Source organism: Amycolatopsis stemonae (assembly GCF_054781455.1).
Genome location: NZ_BAAGUJ010000003.1, coordinates 505,066 through 518,914, shown reverse-complemented (window position 1 = coordinate 518,914; position 13,849 = coordinate 505,066). Strand labels below are relative to the sequence as shown.

Genomic DNA, 13,849 nt, shown 5'->3' with positions numbered 1-13,849 from the left:
GTAACGGCGGCCGGGGTTCGGGCGACTTCCGGGGAGTCGTCGCCCGAGGAGGACCCCGTGGAGCTGTCCGGGTTCCCGGCCGCCGAAGTCGAATTCGACCAGGCGGGCAAGCTCGTCGGCGACCGGGGCGCGGCCGTGCGCGAGCTCGCGGCCGACGCCGCGGTCACCGACCTCGTCGTGCTGAGCCACGGCTGGACCAACGACCACCTGACCGCGCGGCTGCTCTACGCGTCCCTCGCGGAGTCGCTGCGCGCGGTCGCGGGCCCCGGGCGCCGGATCGCGCTGGCCTGCGTGCTGTGGCCGTCGCGGAAGCTCGCCGGGCTGGAACCGGGAGCGGGCCTGGCCGAGCGGCTCGACCAGCTGCGGGACCTCGTGCCCGGCCAGCGGCTCACCATCGACGCGGCGGCCGACCTGGTGCCGGCCCTGACCGCCCGCGCGACCGCGCGCACGGCGTTCGCCGCGGCCCTGCTCTCGGTGGCCGCCCGCGGCGCGGACGACCGGGAAGACGCGTCGACCCAGCTGTTCACGCTGCCCGGCGGCACGGTGATGGACCGGCTCGGCGGCACGGGCTCCGCCGACGCGGCGAAGCACCTCCTCGACTTCCTCGCCTACTACGAGATGAAGGCCCGCGCGGACGACGTGGGGGAGCGCGGCCTGGCCCCGCTGGTGGCCACGTTCCCCCGGCCGGGCCCGCGGGTCCACCTCGTCGGCCACAGCTTCGGCGGGCGGCTGGTGACGGCGGCCGCGAACGCCCGCCCGGCCGGGTCGCTGGCCACGCTGACGCTGCTGCAGGCGGCGTTCTCGCACCACGGCTTCGCCGCGGACTGGGACGACGGCGAAGCGGGGCCGCGGCCCGGCGCGTTCCGCGAGGTCGTGGCCGGACGGGTCGTCACCGGGCCGATCCTCGTCACGCACACCGCGAACGACCTGGCCGTCGGCGTCGCCTACGCGATCGCGTCGCGGATCGCGGGCCGGAAGGCGTCCGCGGTCGGCGACGCGTCGAGCCCGTACGGCGGCCTCGGCCGCAACGGCGCGCAGCGCACGGCCGAGGCCGTCACCGCGCAGCTGCTCCCGGTGGGCGGGACCTACCGCTGGCGCCAGGGCGTCCCGCACAACCTCCTCGCCGACCGGTTCGTCCAGGGCCACTCGGACGTCTGCGGACCCGAAATCGCTTACGCCCTGTGGTCGGCGATCGCGGCCAGTTAGCGCGACCGGGTGGTGTGGAAGGATTCACAGGTGGGCCGCATCCCATTTCCATGAGAAAGTCGAGCCCCCGCGCGCACACTGTTATGGAGTTGGTGTTTTTTCTGGGAGGAGTGAGTCGCGCATGCGTGGGCCCAGCGGACGGATCGCCCGGTTCCGGCGCCGGTTGCACCCCGGGCGCAACCCGCTGACCAGGTTCGGCGACCGCGTCGAAGCCGCGTTGCTGATCTTGGTCTTCGCGGGCGCGCTGCTGGCCCTTCCCTTCGCGGCCGCCTTCGGCTCCGACACCTACGCCTCCCAGACCACCCGCGCCGAGCAGGAGCGCACCACGCGGCACCCGGCCACGGCCGTCTCGCTCGCCGCGGCGCCCAACCAGACGTACAGCACCGACGGCGCCGGCGCCCCGGCCGACCAGACGACGGTCCAGGCCGCCTGGTTCGACGCCCGCGGAGCCCGCCACACCGGCGATGTCCTGGCGGACGCGGGCAGCCCGGCGGGCACGCACGTGCCGGTGTGGCTGGACCAGCGCGGCGAGCTGACGACCGAGCCGCTGTCCCCGTCGACGTCGGCGGCTGACGGCGTCTTCGCGGCGATCCTGCTGTGGGTGGCCATCACGGGGTCCCTGACGGGCCTGTACGGCATCGGCCGCTTCGCGGTGGGCCGCCTCCACTCGGCGGCGTGGGACCGCGCCTGGGCCGAAGCGCGGCACGACAGCCGGTTCTGAGGTCACTTCCAGCGGAAGTGCACGAACACCCGGCCGAAGTTGTCCTTGTCCTTCTCGACCCGGTGGTAGAGCGCCTTGACGTCCTTGCGCTCGAGGAACCGCAGGACGTGCTTCTTCAGCTGGCCCGAACCCTTGCCGGGGATGATCTCGACCAGCGGCGCCTTCTTGGCGACGGCCTCGTCGATGATCGCCTTGAGCGCCCGGTCGATTTCGCCGCCGCGGTTGTAGATGTCGTGGAGGTCCAGCTTCAGCTTCACAGCGCCTGCCACCAGCCGTCCACCGGCGGGGGCCCGGTCACGTCGATCCGCTCGCCCGGGCGGGGGATGGCCAGCGGCAGGTCCGCCGCCTTGGCCTCACGCCAGACCCGGTCCGCCGGCTCGCCCCACGGGTGCATCGCCAGCTGGAACGTCGCCCAGTGCACCGGGACCAGCAGCTTCGCCCGGACGTCGAGGCCCGCCGCGACGCCTTCCTCCGGTGTCATGTGGATGTCCGGCCAGTGCGGGGCGTACGCGCCGATCTGGATGAGGGCGGCGTCGAACGGGCCGTGCTCCTGGCCGATCTTCGCGAAACCGTCGAAATACCCCGTGTCGCCGCTGTAGAACACGCGGTGCGCCGGGCCCAGGAGCGCCCAGGACGTCCACAGCGTGTCGTCGTTCGTGATGCCCCGGCCCGAGAAGTGCTGGGCCGGCGTCGCGACGAAGCGGACGCCCGCGACCGTGGCCCCTTCGTGCCAGTCGAGTTCGATGATGCGCGACGCCGGGACGTGCCAGCGCTCCAGGTGCGCGCCGACGCCGAGCGGGACCAGGAACGGTGCCTCGGTCGACGTCACCAGCGCGCGGACGGTCGCGAGGTCCAGGTGGTCGTAGTGGTCGTGCGAGATGACGACCGCGTCGACCCGGCCGAGGCCCGACAGCGCGACCGGCGGCTCGTGCAGCCGCCGCGGGCCGGCGAAGGCCGCGGGCGACACCCGCTCGCTCCAGACCGGGTCGAGCAGCACGCGGGCGCCGTCCAGCTCGACCAGCGCCGACGCGTGGCCGTACCAGGTCAGGTACGCGCCCTCGGCCGTCTCGACGGGCTCGTTCGCGACCAGCGGCACCGCGCCGCCCGGTTTGCGCAGTTCGCGGTGCTCGCCGAAGAACATCTCCCGGAAGATGGTCCGCATCGACGCCGCGGTCATCGGGTGCCGCGGCGCCGCGTTGCGGAACACCCTGCCGTCGAACTGCGGCGACGAGCGGACCCGCTCGGCTCGCGCGCCCGTGGCCTTCGCCCCGAACGCGGCCGGCAGGTCCCGCAACGCCGCGATCGTCTTCCTCATGGACCCGAGTCTACGAACGGTTCCTGAGAGGCGCCCCAGCTTCATGCAGGTGGGTGAGCGCCTGCCGGTAGGACTCGACCAGGCTCGTCTGCAGGTAGGGGATGCCCAGCTCGGCGCAGTAGGCCTGGACGATCGGCTGGGCGCGGCGCAGGTGCGGCGACGGCATGCTCGGGAACAGGTGGTGCTCGATCTGGTAGTTGAGCCCGCCGAGGGCGACGTCGGTCACGACGCCGCCGCGCACGTTGCGCGACGTCAGCACCTGCTTGCGGAGGAAGTCGAGCTCCGGCCGGCCGGTCAGCGTCGGCATGCCCTTGTGGTTGGGCGCGAAGATCGATCCCATGTAGACACCCCAGAGTCCTTGGTGGACGGCGAAGAACGCGAGCGCCATGCCAGGGGAGAGGACGGTCAGCAGCGCGCCGAAGTACAGCACGTAGTGCGCGGCCAGCAACGCGGCTTCCACCCCGCGGCGGCGCAGGCCGGGCTTGCGCACGGCGCGGATGCCGGACCAGTGCAGGTTCAGGCCTTCGAGCGTCAGCAGCGGGAAGAACAGGAAAGCCTGGTACCGCCCGACGAACCGGGCGACGCCGTTCGCCGCGCGGGCCTGGTCCTTCGACCACACGAGGATGTCCGGGTCGACGTCGGGGTCGAGCTCCTCGTGGTTGGGGTTGGCGTGGTGGCGGGTGTGCTTGTCCATCCACCAGCCGTAGCTCATCCCGATGCCGAGGTTGCCCGCGAGCATCCCGGCGATCTCGGTCGGCCGGCGGCGGCGGAACACCTGCCTGTGCGCGAGATCGTGGGACAGCAAGGCGATCTGGCCGAACAGGACGGCCTGGAACGCGGCGACGGCCAGCTGCCACCACGAATTCCCGAGCAGCGCGAAGGCCACCCAGCCGGCGGCGAACAACCCGCCGACGACGGCGAACCGCACGGTGTAGTAACCGGGGCGGCGCACCATCAGCCCGGCGGCGGAGATGCGGTGGCCGAGCCGGGCGAAGTCGCTGCCGGTGCTGATCTCTGTGGTGGTCACCCACCCGAGTCTTCGCGGTAGGGGCGCCTCCCGGAACCCGGAGCGCCCCAGGCCATTTCGGGGGGCCCGCCCTACCCCGCACTCTGGTATACGCTCCCCGGGGCGTCAGCCGACGTACTCCGCGAGGTGCTCACCGGTCAGGGTCTTCTTGCGCGCCTTCACCAGCTGCTCCGGCGTCCCCTCGAACACGATCCGGCCGCCGTCGTGGCCCGCGCCCGGGCCGAGGTCGACGATCCAGTCCGCGTGGGCCATCACCGCCTGGTGGTGCTCGATGACGATCACCGACTTGCCCGCGTCCACCAGCCGGTCCAGCAGGCCCAGCAGCTGCTCGACGTCGGCCAGGTGCAGGCCCGCCGTCGGCTCGTCGAGGACGTACACCCCGCCCTGCTCCGCCATGTGCGTCGCCAGCTTGATGCGCTGCCGCTCGCCGCCGGACAGCGTCGTCAGCGGCTGGCCCAGGGTCAGGTACCCCAGGCCGACGTCCGACAGGTGGGTCAGGATCTTGTGCGCCGCCGGGAGCTTCGCGTCGCCGTCGGCGAAGAACTCCTGCGCCGCGGCGACGGACATCCCGAGCACCTCGCTGATGTCGCGCCCGCCGAACTCGTAGTCCAGCACCTCGGCCAGGAACCGCTTGCCCTCGCAGACCTCGCACGGCGTCGCGGTGCCGGCCATGATCCCGAGGTCGGTGTAGACGACACCGTTGCCGTTGCAGTTCGGGCACGCGCCTTCGGAGTTCGCGCTGAACAGCGCCGGCTTCACGCCGTTGGCCTTGGCGAACGCCTTGCGGATCGGCTCCAGCAACCCCGTGTACGTCGCCGGGTTGCTCCGGCGCGAGCCGCGGATGCCGGTCTGGTCCACCGTCACGACGCCCTCGCCGCCGGACACCGAGCCGTGGATCAGCGAGCTCTTGCCCGAGCCCGCCACGCCCGTCACGACGGTCAGCACGCCGAGCGGGATGTCGACGTCGACGTCCTGCAGGTTGTGCGTCGAAGCGCCGCGCACCTCCAGGAAACCCGACGGCGTCCGCACCGACGGCTTCAGCGTCGTGCGGTCGTCGAGGTGACGCCCGGTCAGCGTCCCGCTCTTGCGCAGCCCGGCCACCGTGCCCTCGAAGACGACCTCGCCGCCGTCGGACCCGGCGTGCGGGCCGAGGTCGACGACGTGGTCGGCGATCGCGATCGCCTCCGGCTTGTGCTCGACGACCAGCACCGTGTTGCCCTTGTCCCGCAGCTGTAGCAGCAGGTCGTTCATCCGCCGGATGTCGTGCGGGTGCAGCCCGATCGTCGGCTCGTCGAAGACGTAGGTGACGTCGGTGAGCGACGACCCCAGGTGCCGGATCATCTTGGTGCGCTGGGCTTCCCCGCCGGAGAGCGTCCCGGATGGACGGTCGAGCGAGAGGTAGCCGAGGCCGATCTCGACGAAGGAGTCCAACGTGCGCTTGAGCGCGTCCAGCAGCGGCGCGACCGACGGCTCGGCCAGCTTCGCCACCCAAGCGGCGAGGTCGCTGATCTGCATCGCGCACGCGTCGGCGATGCTGATCCCGTCGATCTTCGACGACCGGGCCTCTGCGGACAGCCGCGTGCCGTCGCAGTCCGGGCACGTCGTGAAGGTGACCGCCCGCTCGACGAACGCGCGGATGTGCGGCTGCATCGAGTCGACGTCCTTGGCCAGCATCGACTTCTGGATCGCCGGGACGAGCCCCGAGAACGTCAGGTTGATGCCCTCGACCTTGATCTTGGTCGGTTCCTTGTAGACCAGGTCGTTGAACTGCTTCTTGGTGAACTTCTTGATCGGCTTGTCCGGGTCGAAGAGGCCGGAGCCGCGGAAGATGCGGCCGAACCAGCCCTCCATGCTGTAGCCCGGGATGGTGATCGCGCCTTCGTTGAGCGACTTGTTCTCGTCGAAGAGCGCGGTCAGGTCGATGTCGTTGACCTTGCCGCGGCCTTCGCAGCGCGGGCACATGCCGCCGGTGATGCTGAAGCTGCGGCGTTCCTTGATCTGCCGTCCGGCCTTCTCGATGGTGACCGCGCCCGCGCCGCTGATCGACGCGACGTTGAACGAAAACGCCTGGGGCGAGCCGATGTGCGGCTGCCCGAGCCTGCTGAAGAGGATGCGCAGCATCGCGTTCGCGTCGGTCGCGGTGCCGACGGTGGAGTGCGGGTTGGCGCCCATCCGCTCCTGGTCGACGATGATCGCGGTGGTGATCCCGTCGAGGACGTCGACGTCCGGCCGCGCCAGCGTCGGCATGAACCCCTGCACGAAGGTGCTGTAGGTCTCGTTGATCAGCCGCTGCGACTCGGCGGCGATCGTGCTGAACACCAGCGAGCTCTTGCCGGAGCCGGAGACGCCGGTGAACACCGTCAGGCGCCGCTTCGGCAGTTCGACGCTGACGTCCTTGAGGTTGTTCACGCGCGCGCCGTGGACGCGGATCAGGTCGTGGCTGTCGGCGACGTGCTTGGTCATCGGGGCTCCAGGACTCGGTCGAAGGGGAAGGGGCGGACGGCCCGCCGGTAGTCGTGCGGGGACTGCCCGTAGGCGTCCCGGAACCGGCGGACGAACTCCGCCGCGGTCAGGCCCGCGTCGCGGGCGAGCGCCTCGACGTCGAGGGTCGGTTCGCGGTCGATGCGGTCGCGGATCCGGCGCAGCAGGGCCAGGTCACGCAGGTGCTGGTGCGCGGCGATCTGGAGGCTCAGGCACATCGGGCGGTCCTTTCCGGGGTGCGCCCCAGCACCGCGCGGGCGGCGATCGGGAGCAGGGCGAGGGTCAAGACGCCGGACAGCACCAGCCCGCCGGTGGTGCCGGACAGTTCGATCAGGGGCCCGCCCAGCGCCAGGCCGAGCGGCGCGGCGACGGTGGCGCCGGTCGTCCAGAGCGTGACGACCTGCTGCTGTTCCCCGGGTTCGAGGCCCGACTGCAGGAAGCTGTAGGCGACCGGCGTGAACGGCGCGTAGACCAGGCCGCCGAGGCCGAAGACGACCAGCGCGGCGGTGAGGTCGCCGACGGCCGCGAGCGCGATCGGGCACAGCGCCCACAGCCCGATGATCGCGACCAGCAGCGGCCGCTGCGGCAGGTTCCGCAGCTGGTTGACCAGCGCGGAGCCGAGGAACGCGCCGACCCCGAGCGCGCCCCACAGCAGGCCGAGGCCGGACGCGCCGGCGTGCAGCGTCCCGCTCACGTACAGCGGGAGCGCGACCTCGATGGGCATGTAGAGGAAGTTGAAGAAGAACTCGACCACCAGGAGCCGGGCGGCGACCGGGCGGCGGCGCAGGATCCGCCAGCCGGACGTCCTCGGTTCGCGCAGCGCGTCGCGGTCTTCGGTTGTTTTGGGCACGAAGAGCAGCGTGGCCGCCAGCAGGATCAGCGCGCCGAAGGCGTCGAAGAAGAGCGCGTACCCCGCTCCGGTGGTCGCGACGACCAGGCCGCCCAGCACCGGCCCGGCGATGTACAGCGCGAACGTGGTGTTGAGCCCGAGCAGGCCGTTGACCGAGAACCGCCCGGCCTCGCCCGCGGCCGACGTCGCCAGCAGACGGCGGCTGCTCGACCCGGCGAGCTTCCCCGTCGCGCCGAACAGGAGCCCGGCGATCAGCACCGGCAGGGTCAGCCGTCCGGTCACCGACAGCACCCCGAGGACGGTGAAGGTCGCCGACCGCAGCACGCAGTCGGCGAGCAGCAGCGTCCGCGGCGGCACGCGCACCCGGCCCAGGCCGATCGCGAGCGCGAGGACGGTGGAGAGCACGAACGGCGCGGCCTCCACCAGCCCGATCGCGATCGCCTTCGGCACGTTTCCGTGCAGCGACAGCGTCTGCACCGGCATCGCGACGATGATCATGCCCGTGCCGACGTTGGCCAGCAGGTCCCCCAGCAGCAGCCCGGCCACCCGGCGGTCACGCAGGACCTCGCGGTACGACCGGGCCGCGACCTCGGTCAGCGGAGCTCCTGGATGCGCAGGAGGTTGCCGGCGGGGTCGCGGAACGAGCAGTCGCGGACGCCGTAGGGCTGGTCGACCGGCTCCTGGACGACCTCGGCGTTGCCCGCTTCGAGCTTCGCGAAGAGGGCGTCGAGGTCCTTGGTGGCCAGGTTGATCGAGGCGTAGGTGCCCTTGGCCATCATCTCGGCGATCATCCGGCGCTCGTCGTCGGTCAAGCCCGGCGTCGCGGCCACCGGCGAGAGCACGATCGCCGTGTCCGGCTGGTTCGGCGGGCCGACGGTGATCCAGTTCAGGTCGCCGTACTTGACGTTCTGGCGGACCTCGAAGCCGAGCAGGTCGCGGTAGAAGGCGAGCGAGGCCTCGGCGTCGGTGTGCGGGAGGAAGCTCGCGTGAATGGTGACGTCCATGACGGTCACACTATGTGGCCGCCGAAGGCCGCGCTTCTCGATTCCTGATCGGTCTGGTGACCTGCTTGGCCACGCACGGGGGCATGCCGACGGTGGCCTCGGCCTGCTGCTCCCGGTAGACGCTCGGCGGCATCCCGACCAGCTCCGCGAACCGCGTGCTGAAGGTACCGAGCGACGAGAAGCCGACGGTGAAGCACACCTCCGTGACGCTCAGCTCGCCCTTGCGCAGCAACGCCATGGCCCGCTCGATCCGCCGCGTCATCAGGTACGAATACGGTGACTCTCCGTAGGCCCGCCGGAACTGCCGGCTGAGGTGCCCGCCGGACATGTTCACGCCCCGCGCAAGCGCCTCGACGTCGAGCGGCTGCGCGTACTCCCGGTCGATCCGGTCGCGCACCCGGCGCAGCAAGGCAAGGTCACGCAGGTACTGCTCGGAGGCGGACGTGCTGCTCACCGCACGATCGTGCCACACCGCAGGGCTACGGCGGAGCCCCTCGTGTCGACCCCCCAATCACGCGTGTCGACCTTCCGATCACGCGTGTCGACCTTCCGATCACGTGTCGACCTCCGGATCACGCCTGTCGACCCTCCGATCACACGCGCCGACCCTCCGATCACGCGCGCCGAGCCCGGGAACCTGCGTGCCGACCCCGGACCACACGTGCCGACCCCTTCCCGTACCGCACCCGCCCCGCGCTCGGAGCGGCCGCAGCCGTGATTGGAGGGGCATCACACGTGATTGAGGGGGCATCTCGCGTGATTGGAGGGGCATCTCGCGTGATTGGGGGGCGACACGGTCAGCCGAGGGCGGCGCGGAGCGTGTCGCGGAGCCAGCGCTGGGCCGGGTCGGCGTCGAGGCGGGCGTGCCAGCTCAGCCGGACCTCCACCTGCGGCAGGTCGGCCGGGATCGGGAAGCGGCGCAGGCCCAGAGCCGGGCCGTGCTGGTCCGCCAGGCGCTCCGGGACCAGGCCGACGTGGCCGCTCGACGCCACCAGCAGCAGGGCCAGCGCGGACGTCGGCACCACCGCCGCGACGTGGCGGCGCAGGCCCGCCGCCGCCAGGACGTCGTCCAGCGGGCCTCGCGCGCGGCCGCGCCGGGACGCCGAGACGTGCGGGTGGCGGCACAGCTGCGCGAGCGTCGGACGGCGGGCGCGGCCCAGGGGACTGTCCTCGCGGACGATGCCGACCAGGCGCTCGCGGTAGAGCACGGCCGTCCGGATGTCCGGGGCCGAGGCGTCGCCGGCGCCGATGTCCAGGTCGACCGAGCCGTCGCGCAGGGCTTCGGCGCTTTCGGTGCCCTCCGCGACGAACCGCAGCGTGACGCCCGGGGCGGCCGCCGCCGCGGCCTCGACCGCCACCGTCGCCAAGGTCGCCGCGACGCCGTCGTTGATGCGGATCGTGAACGTCCGCTCGAGCGAGGCGAGCGAGAACTCGGTGTTGACCAGGGACGCCGCCTCCTCCAGCAGCGATCGCACCCGCGGTGCCGTGCGCAGCGCGAACGGCGTGGGCGCCATCCCGCGGCCGGCGCGCACCAGGATCGGGTCGTCCATCGCCCGCCGCAGCCGCCCCAGCGCGCGGCTCGCCGCCGGGATGGACAGGTGGAGACGCTCGGCCGCGGCCGTGACGCTCCCTTCGCGCAGCAGTGCGTCGAACACGCGCAACAGGTTCAGGTCGAGCTGGTCGGACATGGTTGCATCGTACGCAAGAGAACATTGCCAAAGTTGCGTGGCACGACACAGAACGTGGTCCTTAGCTTCGAAAGCATGTTCCTCAAGAGTCCGCGCGGCGGCCTGCTCCCGCTGATGTGCGCCTGCGTCGTGCTGGTGGTCGGCATGGTCGCGGCGGTCAACCTCGCCGTCCCGCTGCTCGCCGCGAGCACGCTGCACCCGTCCGCGCCGGCGCTCGTCTGGATCGTCGACACCTACGTGATCGTGTTCGCCTGCCTGGTGATCCCGGGCGGCGCGGCGGGCGACCGGTGCGGCCGCAAGGGCGTCCTGCTGGCCGGGCTCGGGCTGTTCGCCGCCGGCGCGCTGCTCTCGGCGGTCGCGCCGGACGTCGTCCTCCTGCTCGCCGGCCGGGCGCTCACCGGCGTCGGCGCCGCCGCGGTGCTGCCCAACTCGCTCGCCGTCCTGCTCCACGCGGTGCCCGCGGAACGCCAACCCGCGACCATCGCGACCTGGGCGTCGATGACCGGCATCGGCGGCGTCGCCGGCAACGTCGGCGGCGGGCTGGTCCTGACGGCCGGGTCGTGGCGCTGGCTCTTCGCCGCCGCGGTGCCGGCCGCCCTCGTCGCGGCCGCGCTGGTGGCCCGGGTCGCGCCCGTGTCGTCGCGCCACGACCGGCGTCTCGACCCGCTGGCCGCGGTGCTCCTCGTCGGCGCGTCGGTCGCCCTGCTGGCCGGGATCGTCCAGGGCCCGGAGGCGGGCTGGGGGAGCACGGTCGTCCTGACCGGGTTCGCCTGCGCCGCCGTGCTCTTCACGGCCTGGGTACTCGCCGAGCTGCGCGCCGAACACCCGCTGCTGGACCCGCGGCTGTTCCGGATCGCCCGCCTGCGCAGCGCGTGCCTCGGCATGACGACGGTCTTCTTCGGCATGTTCGCGCTGTTCTACGTCAACGCGTCGTTCCTCCAGTACGCCAAGGGGTTCGGCGTGCTGGGCACCGGGCTCGGGATCATCCCGCTGACCGTGCCGATGATCCTCGGCGGCCGGCACGTCGGCCTGCTGACGCGGCGCATCGGCCTCGACGCCACCGTCGCGCTCGCCTTCGCGTTCGTCGTCGGCGGCCTGCTCGGACTGTCCACAAGCGACACGCAGACGTCGTACGCGGCCTACGCCGCGTGGCTCCTGGTGACCGGCATCGGCGTGACGCTGGCGCTGCCCACGTTGTCGGGCGTCATCGCGGGGTCACTCCCGCCGGAACAGGCCGGGGTCGGCACCGGGCTGCAGGCCACCACGCGGGAGTTCGGCAGCGCGCTCGGCGTCGCCGTGATCGGCACGGTCCTGACCGGCCGGTTCGCCGCCGCACTGCCGCCGGACGTCCGCGGCGCGCACACGGTGGCCGAAGCCCTCGCGCGGACCGGCCGGGCGCACGAAGTCGTCGCGGCCTTCGTCAGCGGCGCGGACGCGGGGCTGCGGGTGGTCGGCGTGGCGGTCCTGGTCCTCGGCGGGCTCGTCGTGGGGGAGTCGCGGCTTTCCCGCCGCACGAGGTGAAGGCCGTTCCGAGGGCTCCCGTTTCCCTCGGAACGGCCTTCACCGGTGCAACCCCGACCCGACTGGCGACCGTGGCGGCCTTCCCGGCGGCATACCCTTCCCCCGGAAAGGCCGTCACGGACGTGCACGCCGCACCGGTCGAAGACCGCCGCGACGCTCGACCCCGGGCCCCCGCCCGGTGTGCCGGAAGAAGGCCATCCCGGAGGCGTCGGGTTCCTTCGGGATGGCCCTCTCCTGGCCCGCCGGGCGCTCGATCCGTCACCGGACGCGAGGCGGGCAGGGGGACGCTGGGGGCCGGCCACCACACCGCCCAGCCGCGGAGGGGGCGTGGTGACCGGCGAGGGGACGCGGCCGCCGCGCGCAGCCGGGTCCCGGTCCTTCTCTACCTCCCCATCGGAATGGCCATGGTCGGCAGCGCCGCTCCGGGCTGCGCGGCGAACGCCGTGGTGGGCGGGGCCTGCGCCGGGAACGCCGTGGTGGGGATGTCGTTGGCGAACTCGCTCTCGAACTCGCGCTCGAAGGCCTGGTGGTCGAAGCCGCTGTCGAACTCCGCCGGCACGTCGGCCGCCAGGGCGGCGAGCGACGGCTCGACCGTGGGGACCTCGGCGACCTCCGGGGCGGGAGCGGGCTCCGGCTCGGGCACGTAGTCGGGGGCGGGCAGCCGGCGGTCGAGCTCGGCCATCCAGTCCAGCATCGCCCTGGGCTTGTCCCACGCGGAGATGCCGACGAGCCGGCCGTCGCGGATGAAGCCGGTGATGCCGTCGGCCAGGGTCACGGTGTCCTCGGCCAGCGACGGCATCCCGCACATCTGCAGCCGCGTGTCGTAGAGCGTCGACCACGCGCGGGGGAGCGGGGTGAACGGCTTCGCGCTCGAGTGCCCCATCAGCAGGTTCTCCGCCGCGTGCCGGGCCGACTCGACGGCGTTGATCCAGTGCTCGACCCGCCGCGGGGTCTCGTCGAAACGCAGGTTCGGCCAGCGCGCGATGTCACCGGCGATGACGACGTCGGAGGCGCCCTCGGCGAACAGCTTCGAGTCGCAGAGCACGCCGTCGCTGATGTCGAGGCCGGAGCCGCGCATCCAGTCGACCGACGGGACGCTGCCGATGGCGAGCACGACGACGCTGGCGACCAGCAGCTGGTTGTTCGTCAGGTGCAGCCCGACGGTGTCCTTCGTGCTGATCCAGTGCCGCACTTCGCTCTTCATCGCCAGTTTCGCGCGGTGCTCGTGGTGCGCCTCGACGATGCCGCTGGAGACGCGGTCGCCGAAGCGGTGCAGCGGCGCCTTCGCGTGGCCGACGAGCGTGACGTCGCGGCCGATGTGCCGCATGCTCGCCGCGAACTCGTTGCCGATCAGGCCGGCACCGATCACGACGGCCGGCTTCTTGCTGGCGTGCAGGCAGCGCCGCACCGCCATCGAGTCCTCGACCGTGCGCAGGATCCGCACGCGCGGGTCGTGCCGCGGCGCGCCGGGCAGGTGCCGCGGGTAGACGCCGGTCGCGGCGATCAGGCCGTCGTACCAGAGGGATTCGCCGCCGGGCAGGTGCACGACCCGCTCGGTGGTGTCCAGGTGCGTGACGCGCGCGCCGAGGCGCCAGTGCACGTCGAGGTCCGGCAGGTAGTGCGAAAGGCCCACGTCGCTGGGCCGTTCGGTCCCCATCACCAGCGCCTTGGAGATCATCGGCCGGTGGTAGGGGCGCCGCGCCTCGTCGCCGATGAGCACGATCTCGCCGTCGAAGTTCAGTTCCCGCAGTCGTTCCGCGGCGCGCAACCCTGCGACACCCGCGCCGACGATGACGATCCGGTCGCCGTCAGCCATCCAGGTCCCCTCTCATCACGACCGCCTGCATCGGGCAGCAGCGGGCGGCCATCTTCGCCTGTTCCAAGGTGGTTTCGTCCAGCAGCCGCGTGTGGAAGCGCAGCCTGCCGTCCTGGCCGAGGTCGAACACGTCCGGCGCCTCCATGGCGCAGATGCCGTAGAGCTCGCACCGGTCGTTGTCGACGCTGATCCGGGGGCCACCCCCGAAGCGGAGCGGCAT

General features: G+C 72.4%; 14 protein-coding genes. 3 read left to right on the top strand and 11 right to left on the bottom strand.

The features are described from left to right. Positions 1-57: 57 nt before the first annotated feature. Positions 58-1,206, top strand: coding sequence for an alpha/beta fold hydrolase (locus tag ACYVLJ_RS14225; protein WP_460438937.1), 1,149 nt, complete (start codon positions 58-60; stop codon positions 1,204-1,206). A gap of 121 nt (positions 1,207-1,327) precedes the next feature. Then, complete coding sequence (locus ACYVLJ_RS14220; protein ID WP_460438936.1) at positions 1,328-1,927, top strand: Rv1733c family protein; 600 nt, start codon at positions 1,328-1,330, stop codon at positions 1,925-1,927. 2 nt (positions 1,928-1,929) lie between these two features. Here the strand turns inward: ACYVLJ_RS14220 and ACYVLJ_RS14215 are convergent, their stop codons facing one another. From ACYVLJ_RS14215 to ACYVLJ_RS14175, 9 genes are all read right to left on the bottom strand, one after another. After that, a complete protein-coding gene (locus tag ACYVLJ_RS14215; protein ID WP_451973594.1) occupies positions 1,930-2,196 on the bottom strand; it encodes a Smr/MutS family protein in 267 nt (88 codons plus the stop codon). After that, positions 2,181-3,242, bottom strand: a complete 1,062-nt coding sequence (locus tag ACYVLJ_RS14210; RefSeq protein ID WP_460438935.1) for an MBL fold metallo-hydrolase — start codon at positions 3,240-3,242, stop codon at positions 2,181-2,183. The genes ACYVLJ_RS14215 and ACYVLJ_RS14210 overlap by 16 nt, the downstream gene beginning before the upstream one ends. 10 nt (positions 3,243-3,252) lie before the next feature. Next, positions 3,253-4,269: a fatty acid desaturase family protein gene (locus ACYVLJ_RS14205; protein WP_460438934.1), complete on the bottom strand. Its 1,017-nt coding sequence runs from the start codon at positions 4,267-4,269 to the stop codon at positions 3,253-3,255. Positions 4,270-4,374: 105 nt separating this feature from the next. Next, positions 4,375-6,732: an excinuclease ABC subunit UvrA gene (locus ACYVLJ_RS14200; RefSeq protein ID WP_460438933.1), complete on the bottom strand. Its 2,358-nt coding sequence runs from the start codon at positions 6,730-6,732 to the stop codon at positions 4,375-4,377. Further along, positions 6,729-6,968 carry a helix-turn-helix transcriptional regulator gene (locus ACYVLJ_RS14195; protein ID WP_460438932.1) on the bottom strand — a complete coding sequence of 80 codons (240 nt, stop codon included), beginning with the start codon at positions 6,966-6,968 and terminating at the stop codon, positions 6,729-6,731. The genes ACYVLJ_RS14200 and ACYVLJ_RS14195 overlap by 4 nt, the downstream gene beginning before the upstream one ends. Beyond that, on the bottom strand, positions 6,959-8,146 hold the full coding sequence (locus ACYVLJ_RS14190) for an MFS transporter (protein WP_460438931.1): 1,188 nt from the start codon (positions 8,144-8,146) through the stop codon (positions 6,959-6,961). The genes ACYVLJ_RS14195 and ACYVLJ_RS14190 overlap by 10 nt, the downstream gene beginning before the upstream one ends. A 47-nt stretch (positions 8,147-8,193) precedes the next feature. Continuing rightward, the gene (locus tag ACYVLJ_RS14185; RefSeq protein ID WP_451973583.1) at positions 8,194-8,604 is read right to left on the bottom strand and encodes a VOC family protein; all 411 of its coding nucleotides are present in this window, start codon (positions 8,602-8,604) and stop codon (positions 8,194-8,196) included. 10 nt (positions 8,605-8,614) lie between these two features. Next, positions 8,615-9,058, bottom strand: coding sequence for a helix-turn-helix transcriptional regulator (locus ACYVLJ_RS14180; RefSeq protein ID WP_451973581.1), 444 nt, complete (start codon positions 9,056-9,058; stop codon positions 8,615-8,617). A gap of 343 nt (positions 9,059-9,401) precedes the next feature. Further along, positions 9,402-10,292, bottom strand: coding sequence for a LysR family transcriptional regulator (locus ACYVLJ_RS14175; RefSeq protein ID WP_451973579.1), 891 nt, complete (start codon positions 10,290-10,292; stop codon positions 9,402-9,404). Between the two features lie 114 nt (positions 10,293-10,406). Between ACYVLJ_RS14175 and ACYVLJ_RS14170 the strand changes: the two genes are divergently transcribed. Continuing rightward, positions 10,407-11,813: an MFS transporter gene (locus tag ACYVLJ_RS14170; protein ID WP_460439135.1), complete on the top strand. Its 1,407-nt coding sequence runs from the start codon at positions 10,407-10,409 to the stop codon at positions 11,811-11,813. 382 nt (positions 11,814-12,195) lie between these two features. Here ACYVLJ_RS14170 and ACYVLJ_RS14165 read toward each other — a convergent pair whose 3' ends face one another. Together ACYVLJ_RS14165 and ACYVLJ_RS14160 are read right to left on the bottom strand one after the other, a co-directional pair. Further along, on the bottom strand, positions 12,196-13,629 hold the full coding sequence (locus ACYVLJ_RS14165) for an NAD(P)/FAD-dependent oxidoreductase (RefSeq protein WP_451973577.1): 1,434 nt from the start codon (positions 13,627-13,629) through the stop codon (positions 12,196-12,198). Further along, the gene (locus ACYVLJ_RS14160; RefSeq protein ID WP_451973575.1) at positions 13,622-13,849 is read right to left on the bottom strand and encodes a ferredoxin; all 228 of its coding nucleotides are present in this window, start codon (positions 13,847-13,849) and stop codon (positions 13,622-13,624) included. Before ACYVLJ_RS14160 ends, ACYVLJ_RS14165 begins: the two co-directional genes overlap by 8 nt.

Excerpts from the sequence above, each read along its gene's own strand:
- ACYVLJ_RS14170 (WP_460439135.1), top strand. The coding sequence starts at position 10,407 with ATGTGCGCCTGCGTCGTGCTGGTGGTCGGCATGGTCGCGGCGGTCAAC.
- ACYVLJ_RS14200 (WP_460438933.1), bottom strand. The coding sequence starts at position 6,732 with ATGACCAAGCACGTCGCCGACAGCCACGACCTGATCCGCGTCCACGGC.
- ACYVLJ_RS14160 (WP_451973575.1), bottom strand. The coding sequence starts at position 13,849 with ATGCCGCTCCGCTTCGGGGGTGGCCCCCGGATCAGCGTCGACAACGAC.
- ACYVLJ_RS14185 (WP_451973583.1), bottom strand. The coding sequence starts at position 8,604 with ATGGACGTCACCATTCACGCGAGCTTCCTCCCGCACACCGACGCCGAG.
- ACYVLJ_RS14165 (WP_451973577.1), bottom strand. The coding sequence starts at position 13,629 with ATGGCTGACGGCGACCGGATCGTCATCGTCGGCGCGGGTGTCGCAGGG.
- ACYVLJ_RS14175 (WP_451973579.1), bottom strand. The coding sequence starts at position 10,292 with ATGTCCGACCAGCTCGACCTGAACCTGTTGCGCGTGTTCGACGCACTG.
- ACYVLJ_RS14220 (WP_460438936.1), top strand. The coding sequence starts at position 1,328 with ATGCGTGGGCCCAGCGGACGGATCGCCCGGTTCCGGCGCCGGTTGCAC.
- ACYVLJ_RS14195 (WP_460438932.1), bottom strand. The coding sequence starts at position 6,968 with ATGTGCCTGAGCCTCCAGATCGCCGCGCACCAGCACCTGCGTGACCTG.
- ACYVLJ_RS14210 (WP_460438935.1), bottom strand. The coding sequence starts at position 3,242 with ATGAGGAAGACGATCGCGGCGTTGCGGGACCTGCCGGCCGCGTTCGGG.